Raw genomic sequence first — 14,857 nt, 5'->3', positions numbered from 1 at the left:
TTGGTTCAGTTGTCGGTGACGATGGTCATGCGACCGGCGCCAGAGAGGATTTCCCCGAAACCACCTTTCTCGTGGATCGAGAAGACGATGATTGGAATGTGGTTTTCGCGGGCGAGCGCGACGGCAGCGACATCCATCACGGCGAGGCCCTTCTGAAGAACCTCATCGTGGGTCAGCCTGTCAAAGCGGGTCGCGGTCGGATCCTTTTTGGGATCCGCGGAATAGATGCCGTCGACCTGTGTGCCCTTGAAGATCGCCTGAGCGCCGATTTCGGCGGCACGCAAGGCCGCAGCGGAATCGGTCGTGAAGAACGGGTTGCCGGTGCCGCCGGCGAAGATTACCACCCTGCCCTGCGCCAGATGGTGCAAGGCAGCGCGCTGCGAGAAGCTCTCGCAGATTTCGGGCATGGCGATCGCCGAAAGGACGACCGTATCGATGTCGAGCTTGCGCAGAGAGGTGGCGAGTGCAAGGGCGTTGATGACGGTTGCCAGCATGCCCATGTGGTCACCGGTGACGCGATCACCGCCCTTGGACGCCACCGCCACGCCGCGGAAGATGTTGCCACCACCGACGACAACCCCGACCTCAACGCCCATCCGGCGCGCTTCGGCAATATCACCGGCAATCCGGTCGGCCACAGCGACGTCGATCCCGAAGCCCTGGCTTCCCATAAGGGCTTCACCGGAAGCCTTGAGGAGAACGCGTGTGAACAATGGCTTGGCGGTCATGGGTGCTCCCGTATTCAATTCAGTGCCGGATACACGAAGGGCATCGCGTTGTCACGCGATGCCCGATGTTTTCCCTTGAAAGGATAAGGAGATCAGCCCTTGGCAGCTGCTGCGACTTCAGCAGCGAAGTCGCTCTCTTCCTTCTCGATGCCTTCGCCGAGCAGCAGGCGAGCCATGCCGGTCACTTCGATCGGGGCGCCAGCTTCCTTTTCAGCGGCCTTGATGGCGTCGCCGACAGTCTGGTCCGGATTGATGACGAAGGCCTGCGAGAGAAGGGCGACTTCCTCGAAGAACTTGCGCATGCGGCCTTCGACCATCTTTTCGATGATGTTGTCCGGCTTGCCCGAGGCGCGCGACTGTTCGATGAAGACGTTGCGCTCGCGCTCGGCGACGGCGGCATCGACTTCTTCCGAACGGATGGCGAGCGGGTTGGTCGCTGCGATGTGCATGGCAACCTGGCGGCCGATGGCGGACAGAACGTCCTTGTTGCCGGTCGACTTCAGGGCGACGAGAACGCCGAGCTTGCCGAGGCCGTCGGAGACGCCGTTGTGGATGTAGGTTGCGACAACGCCGTCTTCGACCGACAGCAGGGCTGCGCGGCGGAGCGTCATGTTTTCGCCAATATGGGCGATCGCGTCCTTGATCGTGTCGGCAACCGACTTGCCGCTGGCCGGATAGGTGGCGGCTGCAATGGCGTCAACCGAACCGTCGGTGGTCAGTGCAACCGAAGCCACGCCGCGAACGAGGTCCTGGAAGGCGTCGTTACGGGCAACGAAGTCGGTTTCCGAGTTGACTTCAACGACGACAGCCTTGGTGCCGGCGCCGGCGATGCCGATCAGGCCTTCGGCTGCGGTGCGGCCCGACTTCTTGTCAGCCTTGGCGATACCCTTGGCGCGCAGCCAGTCGATGGCGGCTTCGATGTCACCATTGGTCTCGGTGAGAGCCTTCTTGCAATCCATCATGCCTGCGCCGGACTTCTCGCGCAGTTCCTTAACCAGTGCTGCAGTGATTTCAGCCATTGTGTGCCTCTTTGTCTGTTCAAGCGATGCGCCAGACGATCGTGATCCCGGAGCATGCTGTTTGGGGGACGAAATGTACCCGGAAGTGTGACAACGTGATGAAGCAGGTCACCACGAAAACCTTGAACGCATTCAGGACCGTATCTCGAACAGGTCACCGGAATTGCGAGGCCGCCCGAGGCTCAAGCGAGCGTCCGGGCGGCCGTATCCCTTGACGGGTGCGGCGGATCAGATCCGCCGCGTTCGAAGCATCAAGCTTCGGCTTCGGTTTCGAGAGCCGGCTCGATCGGAGCTTCGGCAGATGCGCCGATGTCACGACCGGAAGAGCCCTGCTGGCGAGCGATGCCGTCGATGGCAGCGCGCGAGATCAGATCGCAGTACAGCGAAATGGCGCGCGAAGCGTCGTCGTTACCCGGGATCGGATAGTCGATCAGGTCCGGATCGCAGTTCGAATCGATGACAGCAACAACCGGGATGCCGAGGCGCTTGGCTTCGTCGATCGCGATCTTTTCCTTGTTGGTGTCGATGATGAACATCAGGTCAGGAACGCCGCCCATGTCACGGATACCGCCGAGGGCCTTGTCGAGCTTTTCGCGCTCGCGCTCAAGGTTCAGACGCTCCTTCTTCGAGTAGCCAGAAGCTTCCGAAGCGAGGATTTCGTCGAGCTTGCGCAGGCGAGCGATCGAGTTCGAAATGGTCTTCCAGTTGGTCATCATACCGCCGAGCCAGCGGGAGTTGACGTAGTACTGGGCCGAACGCTTGGCGCTGTCAGCGATGATTTCCGAAGCCTGGCGCTTGGTGCCGACGAACAGGACGCGACCGCCACGAGCAACGGTGTCGGACACGACCTGAAGGGCGCGCGACAGCATCGGTACGGTCTGAGCCAGGTCGATGATGTGAATGTTGTTACGATCGCCGAAGATGTACGGCTTCATCTTCGGGTTCCAGCGGTGCGTCTGGTGACCGAAGTGAACGCCAGCTTCCAAGAGCTGACGCATGCTGAAATCAGGCAATGCCATGCCTTTGTCTCCTTTTCCGGTTGAACCCCCGCGAAGCAAACAGCACCCCTTGCGGGGATGCCACCGGGCGGAAAATTCAGGATTTCTCCCTGAACCTCCCAAGCTTCGCGTGTGGAATGATGCGGCCCATACAGGGGTCGCGGCATAAAATCAAGTCTTTGCCCGACAGTTCAGAGAAGAACTGCCGAATTCATCACTTGCAGTCGCCGTTCGCAGGACCAAGCACTTCAAGCTTCGTGAGTTTGCCGGCCAGAACGAAGTCTCCGTAGTCGAGCGTGAGGTCACGGGTGACGCCGTTCTCGTAGAGCTTGAAAGACTGGCTGTAGATCGGCAGCTGGTCTCCCTTCGACTTCTCGTCGAAATAGGCAATCGAGACCGGCCAGTAATCGCTGGTGCCGAGCGGGGCAACGGCCTTGGCTTCCGGATCCGTGTCCGCCGATTTCTGCGCCGCGCCCACGATCGTGGTGGTCAGGAAAGTCTGGTCACCATCCTCAGATCCATCAAAGATGCGCGATTCGAACACGCGTTCGCCTTTGCGTGCACGGGCGATCACCTCCAGCATGTGCTCTGCCGGAAAGCGGCTGTTTGCCAGTTCGACCTCACGCTGGTTCGGCCCGGTCAGCTCGATCGTCACTTTGTCGCCTGCTTCCGCCGCCGCACCACTCACATCCTTGTCGAGCTGGTCGTCGGTAAACGACTTGTTGTCGAAGCGGAACTTGCCGGCGCTCACATCCTCGAAGGTGGTCGAGCGCTGGTCGGTGACCCGCACGCCATCGCCGACATCGATGCGCGTGACGAAACGGAACTGGGTGTTGAAGCCCTTGCAGGATGAACCCGAGAATTCATAGACCATGCGACCACGCACACCCTCTATTCCGGAGCGGTCGGACGCTTCTTTCAAGAAGATGTCGTAGACGGCGCGATGCGGGACGAGCCCGATCGTGGCAGCCGAGGCCTGCCCGGCAACCGTGCCGGCGGCGAGGGTCAATGTGGCGGCCAGCGCCATACGCATAGGAAACATCGACAACCTCCTGTTGGACTCGTCGTCGATGTTATAAGAACACATCCGGCAAAAGCGAGACATGCTTTTCGTCCTCAGGAGTTTCTCACTTTATTTTCAACAGACCGGGATTTCGCCATGTCCGACACCATCGACAGCCGCCTTGCCGCGCTGGGAATCACTCTTCCCGAAGCCGCGGCCCCTGCTGCCAACTACGTTCCCTACGTGATCAGCGGAAACCTGCTCTATCTTTCCGGGCAGTTGCCGATGGAAGGCGGGAAAGTGGCGGTGCTCGGTCTCGTGGGCTCCGATGTGGCGCTCCCCGACGCTCAGCGTGCCGCCGAACTCTGCGCAATCAACATTCTGGCCCAGGCCAAGAGCGCGCTCGGCGGCGACCTCTCGCGGATCACGCGCGTGATCAAGCTCAACGGCTTCGTCGCCTCCGCACCGGGCTTCGTCGAGCAGCACCTCGTGATCAACGGCGCATCGAACCTGATCGCCAATGTTCTGGGTGAAGCCGGCAAGCATGCCCGTGCCGCCGTCGGCATGGCAGCCCTTCCGCTCAATGCCGCCGTCGAGATCGACGCCATCCTGGAGATCGCCCTGTGAGCCGTGCCGACTGGATTAAGGACCTGCCGGTCGCCCATCGCGGCTATCACGACATGAACAGGGATGTCTGGGAAAACACGCTCTCTGCCTTCTCCCGGGCGATCGAGGCGGGGTTTGCGATTGAATGCGATATCCAGCTTTCCTCCGACAGCGTGCCTGTTGTCTTCCACGATCACGATCTGCAGCGACTTTGCGGGCTTGCCGGCGAAGTCCGGGAGCGCACGGCGGGCGAGTTGAAGATGCTGTCGATCGGCGGCACAAAGGACAAGATCCCGTCGCTCCGCCAGATGCTGGACCTCGTCAAGGGACAGGTGCCCTTGGTCATCGAGCTCAAGGGCATCGATGCCGAGCAGGACGACGGCTTTGTCGAAAGCGTGCTGGAAGTCCTCGAAGGCTACGAGGGCAAGGTCGCGCTGATGAGCTTCGACTACCACCTCCTGCGGGCGCTAAAGCTGGCCGACTGCCCCTATCCGGTCGGACTGACGGCCGAAGGCGTGAACCCCGAGGTGCTGGCGGCGCATGCCGAAGCCATGGCGCTCGGCCTGGACTTCACCTCTTATTGCGCAGTCCACCTGCCGAACCCCTTCGTCACGGCCCTGCGTGAAAAGGGCACACCCGTGATTACCTGGACCGTCAGGGATGAAATCACGCGGGCACACACCTATACCTATGCAGACCAGATGACGTTCGAAGGCTTCGACCCGCGCGTGGCGCCGGCTGTGGCCTGAACCTGACAGTGACAAGGAGATCCATGGCAGACGAGGTGACGGTCCGCATTGCAGGCTCGTTCGCGGAGATTGATCCGGCCGACTGGGCCACGCTGTCCGGCACATCGCGTGCCGGGCCCGGTTACAATCCCTTCGTCTCCCATGCCTTCCTCTCAGCGATGGACGAGTCCGGCTCGGCTGTCGCCGAGACCGGCTGGATGGGCCATCACCTGCTGCTGGAGGAAGGCGGCCGGTTGATCGGTGCGATCCCCTGCTATCTCAAGAACCACAGCCAGGGCGAATATGTCTTCGACCACGGCTGGGCCGACGCCTATCAGCGGGCGGGCGGGCATTATTATCCGAAGCTGCAGGCGTCCGTGCCCTTCACCCCGGCCACTGGACCTCGGCTGCTCGTCCGGCACGGAGAAGATGTCCAACGGGTATCCGGCCTGCTCGGGCAAGCGCTGGCCCAGGTGACGCAGAAAATTGGCGCCTCTTCGGCACATGTGACATTCCTCCCCCAAGGGGAATTGTCTTCCCTAACGGATGCCAATTTCCTGCATCGCACCGACCAGCAGTTCCATTTCATCAATCGGGGCTACGCCGACCACGAAGCGTTCCTGGCCGAACTCTCGTCGTCAAAGCGCAAGAACCTGCGCAAGGAACGGCGGGCAGCGCTGGACCATGGCATCACTATCGATTGGCTGACCGGCCGAGATCTGACGGAAGAGATCTGGGACCAGTTCTTCCGCTTCTATATCGATACCGGCAGCCGCAAATGGGGCCGGCCTTACCTCACCCGCAGCTTTTATTCGCTGATTGGTGAGCGCATGCCCGACGACGTGCTGCTGGTCATGGCAAAGCGCAATGGCCGCTATGTTGCGGGCGCGATCAACTTCATCGGTGCCGATGCACTTTACGGCCGACACTGGGGCTGCATCGAGGATCATCCCTTCCTGCATTTCGAAGTCTGTTATCATCAGGCCATCGATTTCGCCCTGTCTAAGGGTCTTGCAAGGGTCGAGGCAGGCGCGCAGGGGGAGCACAAGCTGGCGCGTGGCTATGAACCTGTCACCACCCATTCGGCCCACTACATCGCCCATCCCGGGCTTCGACGCGCGGTCGCCGACTATCTCGAACACGAGCGGCGGGAGGTGGCGCAGATGAGCGATTATCTCGGCGAGCATACGCCCTTCCGCAAGGGTGACCGTCAGCCGCGCGAGGGCGAAGAATTCGACGGTTGAGGACCGCCGCACCGGTTTGAGGACGAGACTGATTGCCGCTAACTGTGTAACGAATTTAGGAGATATCGATGACTGCCTACGATCCCAACAACATCTTCGCCAAGATCCTGTCCGGCGATATCCCGTCGGTGAAGCTCTATGAGGACGACGATACGCTTGCCTTCATGGATGTCATGCCACAGGCGCCTGGCCATCTGCTGGTGATCCCGAAGAAGGGGTCGCGCAATTTGCTGGATGCAGATCCGGTCGTGCTGTCGAAACTGCTCCCCGTCGTCCAGAAGCTCGCCAATGCGGCCAAGGACGCCTTCGAGGCCGATGGCGTCTATGTCGCGCAGTTCAACGAGCCGGCAGCCGGCCAGACGGTATTCCACCTGCATTTCCACGTCATCCCGCGCCATGACGGTTTGCCACTGAAGCCGCACAGCGGTGGCATGGAGAATATCGACGTGCTGAAGGCGAATGCTGAAAGGATCAGGGCGGCGCTCTGACGACATGCCACAAACGGCTGGCCATACCCAAATGGTCAGCCGAGAAGACTGCCGACCAGAGCGAGGATCGCGATGCTGGCGGCGACCAAGGCGATGACCCCGAGCATTCCCGGCGCCGAACCGAACCCCGCGCTCTTACGGCCGCGCCCCAGTTCCTCCGGCAAAACCTTGAACCGTGGCGGAGCTTCATGTTTCACGCGGCGAAAACGCACAACTTTTGCCATTCCATGTCCCTTGATCATCAGTAGACCCGATCTGGGAAGGGCATTGTGACAATTCCAGTCTCTACACCGACCTGTGATGAGCTACGCGGCGGGTCACAGCCACAACAGGCCTGCACCAAGGATCGTGAGCGGGACAACGACACCCACGATGACCCTCTGGCCTGCTAGCAGAAAGGCCGCGAAACCGACACCCGCAGCGGTGAGCCGCAACCAAAGTGGCGATGCCTCAAGCACACCGGTCGGAAAGACGACGAGCTTCGCCGTCACGGCCATCACCAGCGCAGTGGCGACCGCCCTCACCCAGTGCAGCGCTTCCGATCCCTCCTGGAGCCGGTTGCCAGCAAGCACTCCGAGCCATCGCCAGAAGTCCGTCGCCAGCCAGCCGGCGACGAGAATGACCAGGAAGGGCCAGTAATCGGTCATCACAAAGTCTCCTCGACCGGCAGGGCGGCATCCCCTTCTTTGGCCTCCGTGCTTTTGCCGGCGCGTATGACGAAGCGGTCGAAGAGATAAGCGAGCGTGCCGCCGCCGAGACCAGCCACCAGAATGTCAAAGCCCGGCATCATCACGGCCAGAAGCGGGCCGGAAACAGCACCGACGATGAAGGCGACCTTCACCACGGATTGCCGTCCCGTCGCCCAGATCGAGGCGATGAAGTAGGAGGGTGTCAGGAAGAAGAGCAGACCCGCGACGACCGGCGGAAAGGATGAGACCAGCCCGTAACAGATACCGACAAGCAGCGTGTTGACCACGACCAGCGTGATGCCGAAACCGGCAAAATAGGCGACACGTCCCTCGCGCGGCACATTCTTGAAGCTGGCCATGGCGAACACCCAGGCTGTGATCGCCACGAAATGGGAAAGTACCAGCAACAACCATGTGGGCGTGCGGCTGGTGCGCATTTCCGGCACGAGCGACGCGACCATTGGCATCAGCCGGATCGACGAGAGGGTGACGGCTAGAAAGATCGCCAGAAGATTGGCGCCGCTGGTCATAGTGCCGATCAGGATCATCTTGGCCGGCAGCGCCCATACGGTCGCCGTCATGAACATGGCCTCGCTGCGGCTCACGCCCGACTGCAGCGCGAAGGCTGCAAAGCCGACGAAGGAGATCATCAGGATAATCGCCGGCAGGCTAAACAAACCGCGCATTCCGGCAAGAAACCAGCGGCTTTGAGAAAGGTCACCTTCGTAAGGGGGCATCAAGAGCACTCAGATCCGAACACGGAAGCGCCGGGCACGAGGCCCGGCGCCAATCGATGATATTCACTCAAGGTGCTTACTTCTTCTTCGGCACCTTCGGGACTGCACTGCGCTTGGAGGGCGCAGGTGCAGCATCGATGACAGCCACCTCACCATCGTCTTCGACCGCAGCGGCCTTTGGCGAGGGCTTGCGCTTGGCCTTGGCGAGCTTGGCCGTGGCCACCTCCGCCTCGGGCTTCGGCGTGACCGGAGCGACTTCGGAGAGCGCTTCGAGATCGAGCACCTCGTCTCCGGCCTCGTCCTTCTTGACGCCGACCTTGACCACGCCCCCCTTCTTCAGCTTGCCGAAGAGGATCTCGTTGGCGAGCGGCTTCTTGATATGCTCCTGAATGACGCGCGACAGCGGGCGGGCACCCATCTTCTCGTCGTAACCCTTGATCGCCAGCCAGGCGATGGCTGGTTCGGACAGATCGAAGGTGACATTGCGTTCCGAAAGCTGCGCTTCCAACTGCATGACAAACTTCTGCACGACCTGGTGGATGACTTCCGTCGGCAGCGGCGCAAACGGGATCGTTGCGTCGAGACGGTTGCGGAATTCCGGCGTGAACAGGCGGTTCAGTGCCTCTTCATCCTCGCCGGTGCGCTTGGACGACCCGAAGCCGATAGCCGACTTCGCCATCTCCGACGCGCCCGCATTGGTCGTCATGATCAAGATGACGTTGCGGAAGTCGATCTTCTTGCCGTTGTGGTCCGTCAGCGAGCCATGGTCCATGACCTGCAACAGAATGTTGTAGATGTCCGGATGCGCCTTTTCGATTTCATCAAGCAGCACCACGCAATGCGGATGCTGATCGACGCCATCGGTCAGGAGACCGCCCTGGTCGAAGCCGACATAGCCGGGAGGTGCCCCGAGCAGGCGGGAAACCGTGTGACGCTCCATGTATTCCGACATATCGAAGCGCAGCAGTTCGACGCCGAGCGACGACGCCAGCTGCTTGGCGACTTCCGTCTTGCCGACGCCGGTCGGGCCGGAAAAGACGTAGGAGCCGATCGGCTTGTTCGGTTCGCGCAGACCCGCACGGGCAAGCTTGATCGATGTCGACAGCGCCTCGATGGCCTTGTCCTGGCCGTAGACGACCGAGCGCAGCTCCTTCTCCAGGTTGGCGAGAACCATCTCGTCGTCCTTGGAGACCGTCTTGGGCGGGATGCGGGCCATCGTCGCGATGGTGGCCTCGATCTCCTTTTCGGTGATCAGCTTGCGGCGACGCGAGGCCGGCAGAAGCATCTGGGCCGCGCCCGTTTCGTCGATCACGTCGATCGCCTTATCCGGCAGCTTTCGGTCAGAGATGTAGCGTGCCGAGAGTTCGACGGCCGACTTGATCGCCTCGTTGGTGTAACGAAGCTTGTGATAGTCTTCGAAATAGGGCTTGAGGCCCTTCATGATCTCGATAGCATCGTCGATCGACGGCTCGTTGACGTCGATCTTCTGGAAGCGGCGAACCAGCGCCCGGTCCTTTTCGAAGAACTGGCGATATTCCTTGTAGGTGGTCGAGCCGATGCAGCGGATCGCACCCGAGGACAAAGCCGGCTTCAGCAGGTTGGATGCGTCCATGGCGCCGCCCGAGGTGGCACCTGCACCGATGACCGTGTGGATCTCGTCAATGAAGAGGACGGCGCCCGGATAATCCTCGAGTTCCTTCACGACCTGCTTCAGACGCTCCTCGAAGTCACCGCGATAGCGTGTGCCCGCAAGCAGCGTGCCCATGTCGAGCGAGAAGATGGTGGCGTCGGCCAGGGCTTCCGGGACCTTGCCCTCGACGATGCGCTTGGCGAGGCCTTCGGCGATCGCCGTCTTGCCGACGCCGGGGTCGCCGACATAGAGCGGATTGTTCTTGGAACGGCGGCACAGGACCTGAATCGTGCGGTTGACCTCGTCGTGACGACCGATCAGCGGGTCGATCCGCCCGGTCTTGGCCTTTTCGTTGAGGTTGACGCAATAGGCCTTGAGGGCCTCCTGCTTGCCCTTGGCGCTGCCCTCATCCGCCTCGCGACCGGACTGCTTAGCCTCGGGCTCGCCTTCTTCGGTGCCACGGGCCGGACGGACCTGCGAGGCGCCGGGACGCTTGCCGATTCCGTGCGAGATGTAGTTGACCGCGTCATAACGCGTCATTTCCTGCTCCTGCAGGAAGAAAGCGGCATTGCTCTCGCGCTCGGCGAAGATGGCGACGAGCACGTTGGCGCCGGTCACTTCTTCGCGACCGGATGACTGGACGTGGATGACGGCGCGCTGGATCACGCGTTGGAAGCTTGAGGTTGGCTTGGAATCCTCGTCGTAACCCGTGATCAGATTGGCCAGATCGTTGTCGACAAACTCCGTGACCGTCTTGCGCAGTGTGTCGAGATTGACATTGCAGGCGCCCATGACCGCTGCGGCATCGGCGTCGTCGATCAGGGCCAAGAGAAGGTGTTCGAGCGTCGCATATTCGTGATGGCGCTCGTTGGCGTAGGTCAGGGCCTGGTGCAGCGCCTTCTCAAGGCTGGGGGAAAATGTTGGCACGTCTGATCCTCACTTCTTTTCCATGACGCATTGAAGCGGATGTTCATGCTGCCTGGCGAAATCCATCACCTGCGAGACTTTGGTTTCGGCGACCTCATAGGTGAAGACACCGCACTCTCCCACGCCATGATTGTGGACATGCAACATGATGCGGGTGGCAGCTTCCCTGTCCTTTTGAAAAAAGCGCTCCAGGATATGGATCACGAATTCCATCGGGGTGTAGTCGTCGTTCAGAAGCAAGACGCGATACAGATCCGGCTTCTTCGTCTTCGGCTTGGTGCGCGTGATGACGGAGGTGCCTCTGTTGGCGTTGTCCCCGTCTCGCTGGCTCTGCATGAAGACCGGCTTGGCGATCATTTCAGTTCATTCTCCGTTGTCCGGCCGGTTAGCCGTTACGCATCGGTACGGACGAACACTCAGCACAGTAAGGTAGTTCATAATTCGGTGATTTTAAGCCCCCCGGACGACCGTGACGACGATTTGTCCCACAGGGCGGAAAACCAAGGAAATTCGAACCAACAGGTTATACCAGCGACCAAAAATGACAAGACCGGCAGCGCAGGGCGCAGCCGGTCTCGCATGGTACACGCAAGCTTGAATCAGGCGGCGGTCGGGACCGGCGTCAGGCTGCGGCTGAACGGGGCCTCGTAAGGCTTGTAGAGGGTCTTGGCGAGTTCCGCATACATTTCGCCGATCTTGGTGGCTTCAGCCACGAAGCTTTCGTAGGACGACTTGAAATATAAAGTCTGCAGTTCGAAGGCCGCCTCCGGAGACTTCACCGAGGTCAGCGCCTCGACGTAAGAGGTCATGTCCTGGAAGGACTTCTTCGAATAATCGGTCGCTTCGGCCGCAATCGACTGGAACCCTTTCGTGATCTCCGAATAGTTCTTCATCATGGCGTCTACAGCTTCTTTGCTCTTCTTGCTGGCTTCGTCGATATTGAACATATCAGCGTACTCCTCTGCGCTTCATTTCAGTAGAAATTAACATAGCAACCGCAGCATGATCGTCAAGTGAATTTGTGCGTCGCACAACGTCCTAGGGTTGCAAACACAGTTTCAAAAAAGGGTCGCCGAAACCGGGGCGACCCTAAGATACTGGCAAAGCGATGTTCATCGCGCCCGCCTTCAATCGGAGGTTTCAGGCGCGCCTTACAAATCGACGTCGAGAATGGCCATCGAGAAATTGTAGGAGAGTTCGCCGTCTTCCTCGTCTTTGAAAACCACACCCAAAAACTCCTCACCGACATAGACTTCGGCAGAGTCATCCTTACGAGGACGGGCCTTGACGACGATCGTCGGGTTCAAGGTCCGCTTGAAATAGGCGTCGAGTTTCTTGATTTCGTCAGGCTTCACACTGCGTCTCCATCGGGTGTTTTTGAATTGCGCCGCTTGTGCCACGGCTTTTCCGCCGATGTAAAGACGCAAAGGGAGGTTTGCCCGGCACGAGCGAGCAGGCGGCGAAGCGACTGCCCAACGGGCCGGATCAGTCAACCGAAATGATCATCTGGTCCATCGAACGCGCCGGCTCTGCGCATCCGGCTTCCCCGACGACCCGCGCGGGAACGCCTGCGACCGTCGTGCAACGCGGCACGGCCTTCAAGACGACGGAACCGGCGGCGATGCGCGAGCAGCTACCGACCTCGATGTTGCCCAGCACCTTCGCCCCTGCCCCGATCAGAACGCCGTCACCGATCTTCGGATGCCGGTCTGCCCCTTCCTTGCCGGTGCCGCCGAGCGTCACGCCATGAAGGATGGAGACATTGTCGCCAATGCGCGCCGTTTCCCCGACAACCAGTCCCGTGGCGTGATCGAGGAAAATTCCCTTGCCGATGCGCGCCGCCGGATTGATATCGGTCTGGAAAATGTTGGAGGATCGGCTCTGCAGATACAGAGCAAAATCGCGTCGTCCATGGTTCCACAGCCAATGGGCAAGACGATGGGTCTGGATCGCGTGGAAGCCCTTGAAATAGAGAACGGGCTCCAGGAACCGGGTGCAGGCCGGATCGCGGTCGTAGACGGCCTGGATGTCGACACGCAGGATCGCCGCCCATTCCGGCCAGTCGACCATCATGGACTCGAAGGCTTGCCGCAGCACGATGGCCGGGAGATCGGAATGGTCGAGACGCTCGCAGATACGATAGATAACGCAGTCTTCGAGAGATCGGTGGCTCAAGACCGTCGCATGGAAGAAGGCCGCCAGCATGGGATCGCGATCTGCCGCCACGCGCGCTTCATGGCGAAGGCTGTCCCAGATCGGATCCATCGAGGTGACGGTTTCATTCTTGAGAACGTCGGTTTGTGCGACCATTGCCGGTCTCCTCATACTTACTGGTATGGCATTATATAGCCGAACCCTTACCGAACTCAAATGGGATGCCGCATGAAACGTTCAAAGGCTTTCGCAAATGACCAGATCGAGGCAACGGTCGGCGATGGGGTCGGCCTGTTGCAGATCGTCAATCCGGCCCGAAAGAATGCAGTGACGGCCGCCATGTGGCGGGCGATCCCCGAAGCTATTCACTGGCTGCACGCCGAAAGCGCGGCACGCGTCATCCTGCTGAGGGGCGGAGGCGGACGCGACTTTAGCGCAGGAGCAGATATTTCGGAATTTACAGAATTACGCAAAGACGCAGCGACGGCGCGCATCTACGAGGCTTCAAACAGCCGCGCCTTTACCGCAATCCGCGAGGCCCCCGTCCCCGTTATCGCCGCCATTCGCGGCATCTGTTACGGCGGCGGTTTCGGGCTTGCGGCCGCTGCCGACCTGAGGGTGGCGTCCGACGACGCGATGTTTGCCGTCCCTGCGGCGCGTCTCGGCCTCGCCTATCCGGCGGACGCAGTGCAGGATTTCGTGCGCGGCCTCGGAAGCCAAATGGCCCGGCGTGCGCTGTTTACCGGCGCACCTTTGACCGCGTCGGAGCTCTACACCTGCGGCTTTCTTAGTGAGATCACGGCCACAGAAGCGCTTGATGGACAGGCCCTCATGCTTGCGGAAGCCATCGCACAGAATGCACCCTTGTCGCTGCGCGCATCGAAACTTGCGATCAGGGCCGAAGAGCTCGCTGACCAGGATCTTCTGCGAGAGGCGGAGATCCTGGGCGCACAGACCTTCGACAGTGCCGACTATCAGGAGGGGCGCACGGCCTTCGCCGAGCGTCGTCGGCCGGTCTTCAAAGGTATGTGATGCGTCTTCAGGTTGATTTAGATTTATTTACATCAACCAAGCATGCGGTAGCATTCGTCCTTCATCCAGGGAGGACGCCATGTCATGGATCAGTGACACGCAACTTTTGGCAGACCGGCAAAATCTGAACGGCGACATTCTGCCGCTCACCAACAATCTGATGCTCCACGTTCTCGGCAATCCGCGGGGAAACTACGATCAATCCTGCCAGCCGGTCACCAATCCCGCGATTCGCAAGCTCATCGTGTCGGAGAGCGTCGGACCTTTTAAAGTGACAGGACTGAAGCCCGCTGTGGATCAATTGCGCACCGCCCTCGCCGACGTGAAGAACGAGATTCCAGAAGTTTATGCTGTGCTGGACTCGGCCGGCATGTTGTGTGTCCGTTACGTGCGCGACAGCAAGTCTTCGATCAGCAATCATTCCTGGGGCTGCGCCATCGATTTTACTCTTGAAGGAAAGCTCGACACCCGCGGCGACAATCGTGCCCAAAAGGGCCTCATTGCCATGCACCCGATCATGAACCGGAACGGCTTCTTCTGGGGCGCGTCGTTCAAGACGGAAGATTCCATGCATTTCGAAATCAGTCGTCAACTGCTGCTCGCCTGGCAACGGGACGGCGTGTTCGGCGAGCCCAAGGACCTGCCGCAAGAGGCTCACAGGTTCTCGATCGGCGACCGCGGGCCAGAGGTCGAATGGATCCAGCAGCGCCTGAACATCCTGAACGGCTTCGACGTTGACGAAGATGGCATTTTCGGCCCCGCCACACGCGCGGCCGTCATCGAGTTTCAGCGGCTGCATGGCCTGGTGGCAGACGGCGTGGTCGGACCCAAAACGATGGATGCACTCAAGAACGCGCCGGTCCAATAATGCGGA

General features: G+C 60.4%; 18 protein-coding genes. 6 read left to right on the top strand and 12 right to left on the bottom strand.

Annotated features, from left to right (window positions below):
- Positions 1 to 5 precede the first annotated feature (5 nt).
- The 4 genes from pyrH to ACT53S_RS15330 all read right to left on the bottom strand — a co-directional run bounded on the left by pyrH (position 6) and on the right by ACT53S_RS15330 (position 3,787).
- Positions 6 to 728 (bottom strand): UMP kinase, encoded by a 723-nt coding sequence (gene pyrH, locus ACT53S_RS15345; RefSeq protein WP_113377469.1) that lies wholly within the window; start codon positions 726 to 728, stop codon positions 6 to 8.
- Between the two features lie 92 nt (positions 729 to 820).
- A complete protein-coding gene (gene tsf, locus ACT53S_RS15340; RefSeq protein ID WP_113377468.1) occupies positions 821 to 1,747 on the bottom strand; it encodes a translation elongation factor Ts in 927 nt (308 codons plus the stop codon).
- Positions 1,748 to 1,998: 251 nt separating this feature from the next.
- Positions 1,999 to 2,766, bottom strand: coding sequence for a 30S ribosomal protein S2 (rpsB, locus tag ACT53S_RS15335; protein ID WP_113377467.1), 768 nt, complete (start codon positions 2,764 to 2,766; stop codon positions 1,999 to 2,001).
- A 193-nt stretch (positions 2,767 to 2,959) separates the two neighbouring features.
- Positions 2,960 to 3,787, bottom strand: coding sequence for a cell envelope integrity EipB family protein (locus ACT53S_RS15330; RefSeq protein WP_142069141.1), 828 nt, complete (start codon positions 3,785 to 3,787; stop codon positions 2,960 to 2,962).
- A gap of 117 nt (positions 3,788 to 3,904) precedes the next feature.
- Between ACT53S_RS15330 and ACT53S_RS15325 the strand changes: the two genes are divergently transcribed.
- From ACT53S_RS15325 to ACT53S_RS15310, 4 genes are all read left to right on the top strand, one after another.
- Positions 3,905 to 4,375, top strand: coding sequence for a RidA family protein (locus tag ACT53S_RS15325; protein ID WP_113377465.1), 471 nt, complete (start codon positions 3,905 to 3,907; stop codon positions 4,373 to 4,375).
- The gene (locus ACT53S_RS15320; RefSeq protein ID WP_476067630.1) at positions 4,372 to 5,103 is read left to right on the top strand and encodes a glycerophosphodiester phosphodiesterase; all 732 of its coding nucleotides are present in this window, start codon (positions 4,372 to 4,374) and stop codon (positions 5,101 to 5,103) included. The genes ACT53S_RS15325 and ACT53S_RS15320 overlap by 4 nt, the downstream gene beginning before the upstream one ends.
- Before the next feature lie 23 nt (positions 5,104 to 5,126).
- Positions 5,127 to 6,326 (top strand): GNAT family N-acetyltransferase, encoded by a 1,200-nt coding sequence (locus ACT53S_RS15315; RefSeq protein WP_476067629.1) that lies wholly within the window; start codon positions 5,127 to 5,129, stop codon positions 6,324 to 6,326.
- A gap of 62 nt (positions 6,327 to 6,388) precedes the next feature.
- On the top strand, positions 6,389 to 6,814 hold the full coding sequence (locus ACT53S_RS15310) for an HIT family protein (protein WP_476067933.1): 426 nt from the start codon (positions 6,389 to 6,391) through the stop codon (positions 6,812 to 6,814).
- Between the two features lie 35 nt (positions 6,815 to 6,849).
- Here the strand turns inward: ACT53S_RS15310 and ACT53S_RS15305 are convergent, their stop codons facing one another.
- From ACT53S_RS15305 to cysE, 8 genes are all read right to left on the bottom strand, one after another.
- Positions 6,850 to 7,038 carry a hypothetical protein gene (locus ACT53S_RS15305; protein WP_476067628.1) on the bottom strand — a complete coding sequence of 63 codons (189 nt, stop codon included), beginning with the start codon at positions 7,036 to 7,038 and terminating at the stop codon, positions 6,850 to 6,852.
- Between the two features lie 93 nt (positions 7,039 to 7,131).
- The gene (locus ACT53S_RS15300) at positions 7,132 to 7,461 is read right to left on the bottom strand and encodes an AzlD domain-containing protein (protein ID WP_113377460.1); all 330 of its coding nucleotides are present in this window, start codon (positions 7,459 to 7,461) and stop codon (positions 7,132 to 7,134) included.
- Positions 7,461 to 8,189 (bottom strand): AzlC family ABC transporter permease, encoded by a 729-nt coding sequence (locus ACT53S_RS15295; RefSeq protein WP_476067627.1) that lies wholly within the window; start codon positions 8,187 to 8,189, stop codon positions 7,461 to 7,463. The genes ACT53S_RS15300 and ACT53S_RS15295 overlap by 1 nt, the downstream gene beginning before the upstream one ends.
- A gap of 127 nt (positions 8,190 to 8,316) precedes the next feature.
- Positions 8,317 to 10,797: an ATP-dependent Clp protease ATP-binding subunit ClpA gene (clpA, locus tag ACT53S_RS15290; RefSeq protein WP_476067626.1), complete on the bottom strand. Its 2,481-nt coding sequence runs from the start codon at positions 10,795 to 10,797 to the stop codon at positions 8,317 to 8,319.
- Between the two features lie 9 nt (positions 10,798 to 10,806).
- Positions 10,807 to 11,154: an ATP-dependent Clp protease adapter ClpS gene (gene clpS, locus ACT53S_RS15285; protein ID WP_113377457.1), complete on the bottom strand. Its 348-nt coding sequence runs from the start codon at positions 11,152 to 11,154 to the stop codon at positions 10,807 to 10,809.
- Positions 11,155 to 11,396: 242 nt separating this feature from the next.
- Positions 11,397 to 11,744 carry a phasin family protein gene (locus ACT53S_RS15280; RefSeq protein WP_476067625.1) on the bottom strand — a complete coding sequence of 116 codons (348 nt, stop codon included), beginning with the start codon at positions 11,742 to 11,744 and terminating at the stop codon, positions 11,397 to 11,399.
- A gap of 204 nt (positions 11,745 to 11,948) precedes the next feature.
- Positions 11,949 to 12,152, bottom strand: coding sequence for a DUF3126 family protein (locus ACT53S_RS15275; protein ID WP_162750524.1), 204 nt, complete (start codon positions 12,150 to 12,152; stop codon positions 11,949 to 11,951).
- Positions 12,153 to 12,282: 130 nt separating this feature from the next.
- The gene (gene cysE, locus ACT53S_RS15270; protein ID WP_113377455.1) at positions 12,283 to 13,107 is read right to left on the bottom strand and encodes a serine O-acetyltransferase; all 825 of its coding nucleotides are present in this window, start codon (positions 13,105 to 13,107) and stop codon (positions 12,283 to 12,285) included.
- 72 nt (positions 13,108 to 13,179) lie between these two features.
- On the opposite strand from cysE, the gene ACT53S_RS15265 reads away from it, so the two are divergent.
- On the top strand, positions 13,180 to 13,983 hold the full coding sequence (locus tag ACT53S_RS15265; protein ID WP_476067624.1) for an enoyl-CoA hydratase-related protein: 804 nt from the start codon (positions 13,180 to 13,182) through the stop codon (positions 13,981 to 13,983).
- 160 nt (positions 13,984 to 14,143) lie between these two features.
- Entirely contained in the window at positions 14,144 to 14,851 is a 708-nt protein-coding gene (locus ACT53S_RS15260) for a peptidoglycan-binding protein (RefSeq protein ID WP_476067623.1), read from the top strand.
- Positions 14,852 to 14,857: the final 6 nt, after the last annotated feature.

It is taken from the genome of Allorhizobium sp. DMC15, from assembly GCF_056314065.1.
This window is presented reverse-complemented; position numbering and strand designations above follow the sequence as displayed.

Coding starts and splice junctions, on each gene's coding strand:
- clpS (WP_113377457.1), bottom strand. CDS start 11,154: ATGATCGCCAAGCCGGTCTTCATGCAGAGCCAGCGAGACGGGGACAAC.
- ACT53S_RS15300 (WP_113377460.1), bottom strand. CDS start 7,461: ATGACCGATTACTGGCCCTTCCTGGTCATTCTCGTCGCCGGCTGGCTG.
- ACT53S_RS15265 (WP_476067624.1), top strand. CDS start 13,180: ATGAAACGTTCAAAGGCTTTCGCAAATGACCAGATCGAGGCAACGGTC.
- rpsB (WP_113377467.1), bottom strand. CDS start 2,766: ATGGCATTGCCTGATTTCAGCATGCGTCAGCTCTTGGAAGCTGGCGTT.
- ACT53S_RS15280 (WP_476067625.1), bottom strand. CDS start 11,744: ATGTTCAATATCGACGAAGCCAGCAAGAAGAGCAAAGAAGCTGTAGAC.
- ACT53S_RS15330 (WP_142069141.1), bottom strand. CDS start 3,787: ATGTTTCCTATGCGTATGGCGCTGGCCGCCACATTGACCCTCGCCGCC.
- ACT53S_RS15305 (WP_476067628.1), bottom strand. CDS start 7,038: ATGGCAAAAGTTGTGCGTTTTCGCCGCGTGAAACATGAAGCTCCGCCA.
- cysE (WP_113377455.1), bottom strand. CDS start 13,107: ATGGTCGCACAAACCGACGTTCTCAAGAATGAAACCGTCACCTCGATG.
- pyrH (WP_113377469.1), bottom strand. CDS start 728: ATGACCGCCAAGCCATTGTTCACACGCGTTCTCCTCAAGGCTTCCGGT.
- tsf (WP_113377468.1), bottom strand. CDS start 1,747: ATGGCTGAAATCACTGCAGCACTGGTTAAGGAACTGCGCGAGAAGTCC.
- ACT53S_RS15315 (WP_476067629.1), top strand. CDS start 5,127: ATGGCAGACGAGGTGACGGTCCGCATTGCAGGCTCGTTCGCGGAGATT.
- ACT53S_RS15325 (WP_113377465.1), top strand. CDS start 3,905: ATGTCCGACACCATCGACAGCCGCCTTGCCGCGCTGGGAATCACTCTT.
- ACT53S_RS15295 (WP_476067627.1), bottom strand. CDS start 8,189: ATGCGCGGTTTGTTTAGCCTGCCGGCGATTATCCTGATGATCTCCTTC.
- ACT53S_RS15260 (WP_476067623.1), top strand. CDS start 14,144: ATGCTCCACGTTCTCGGCAATCCGCGGGGAAACTACGATCAATCCTGC.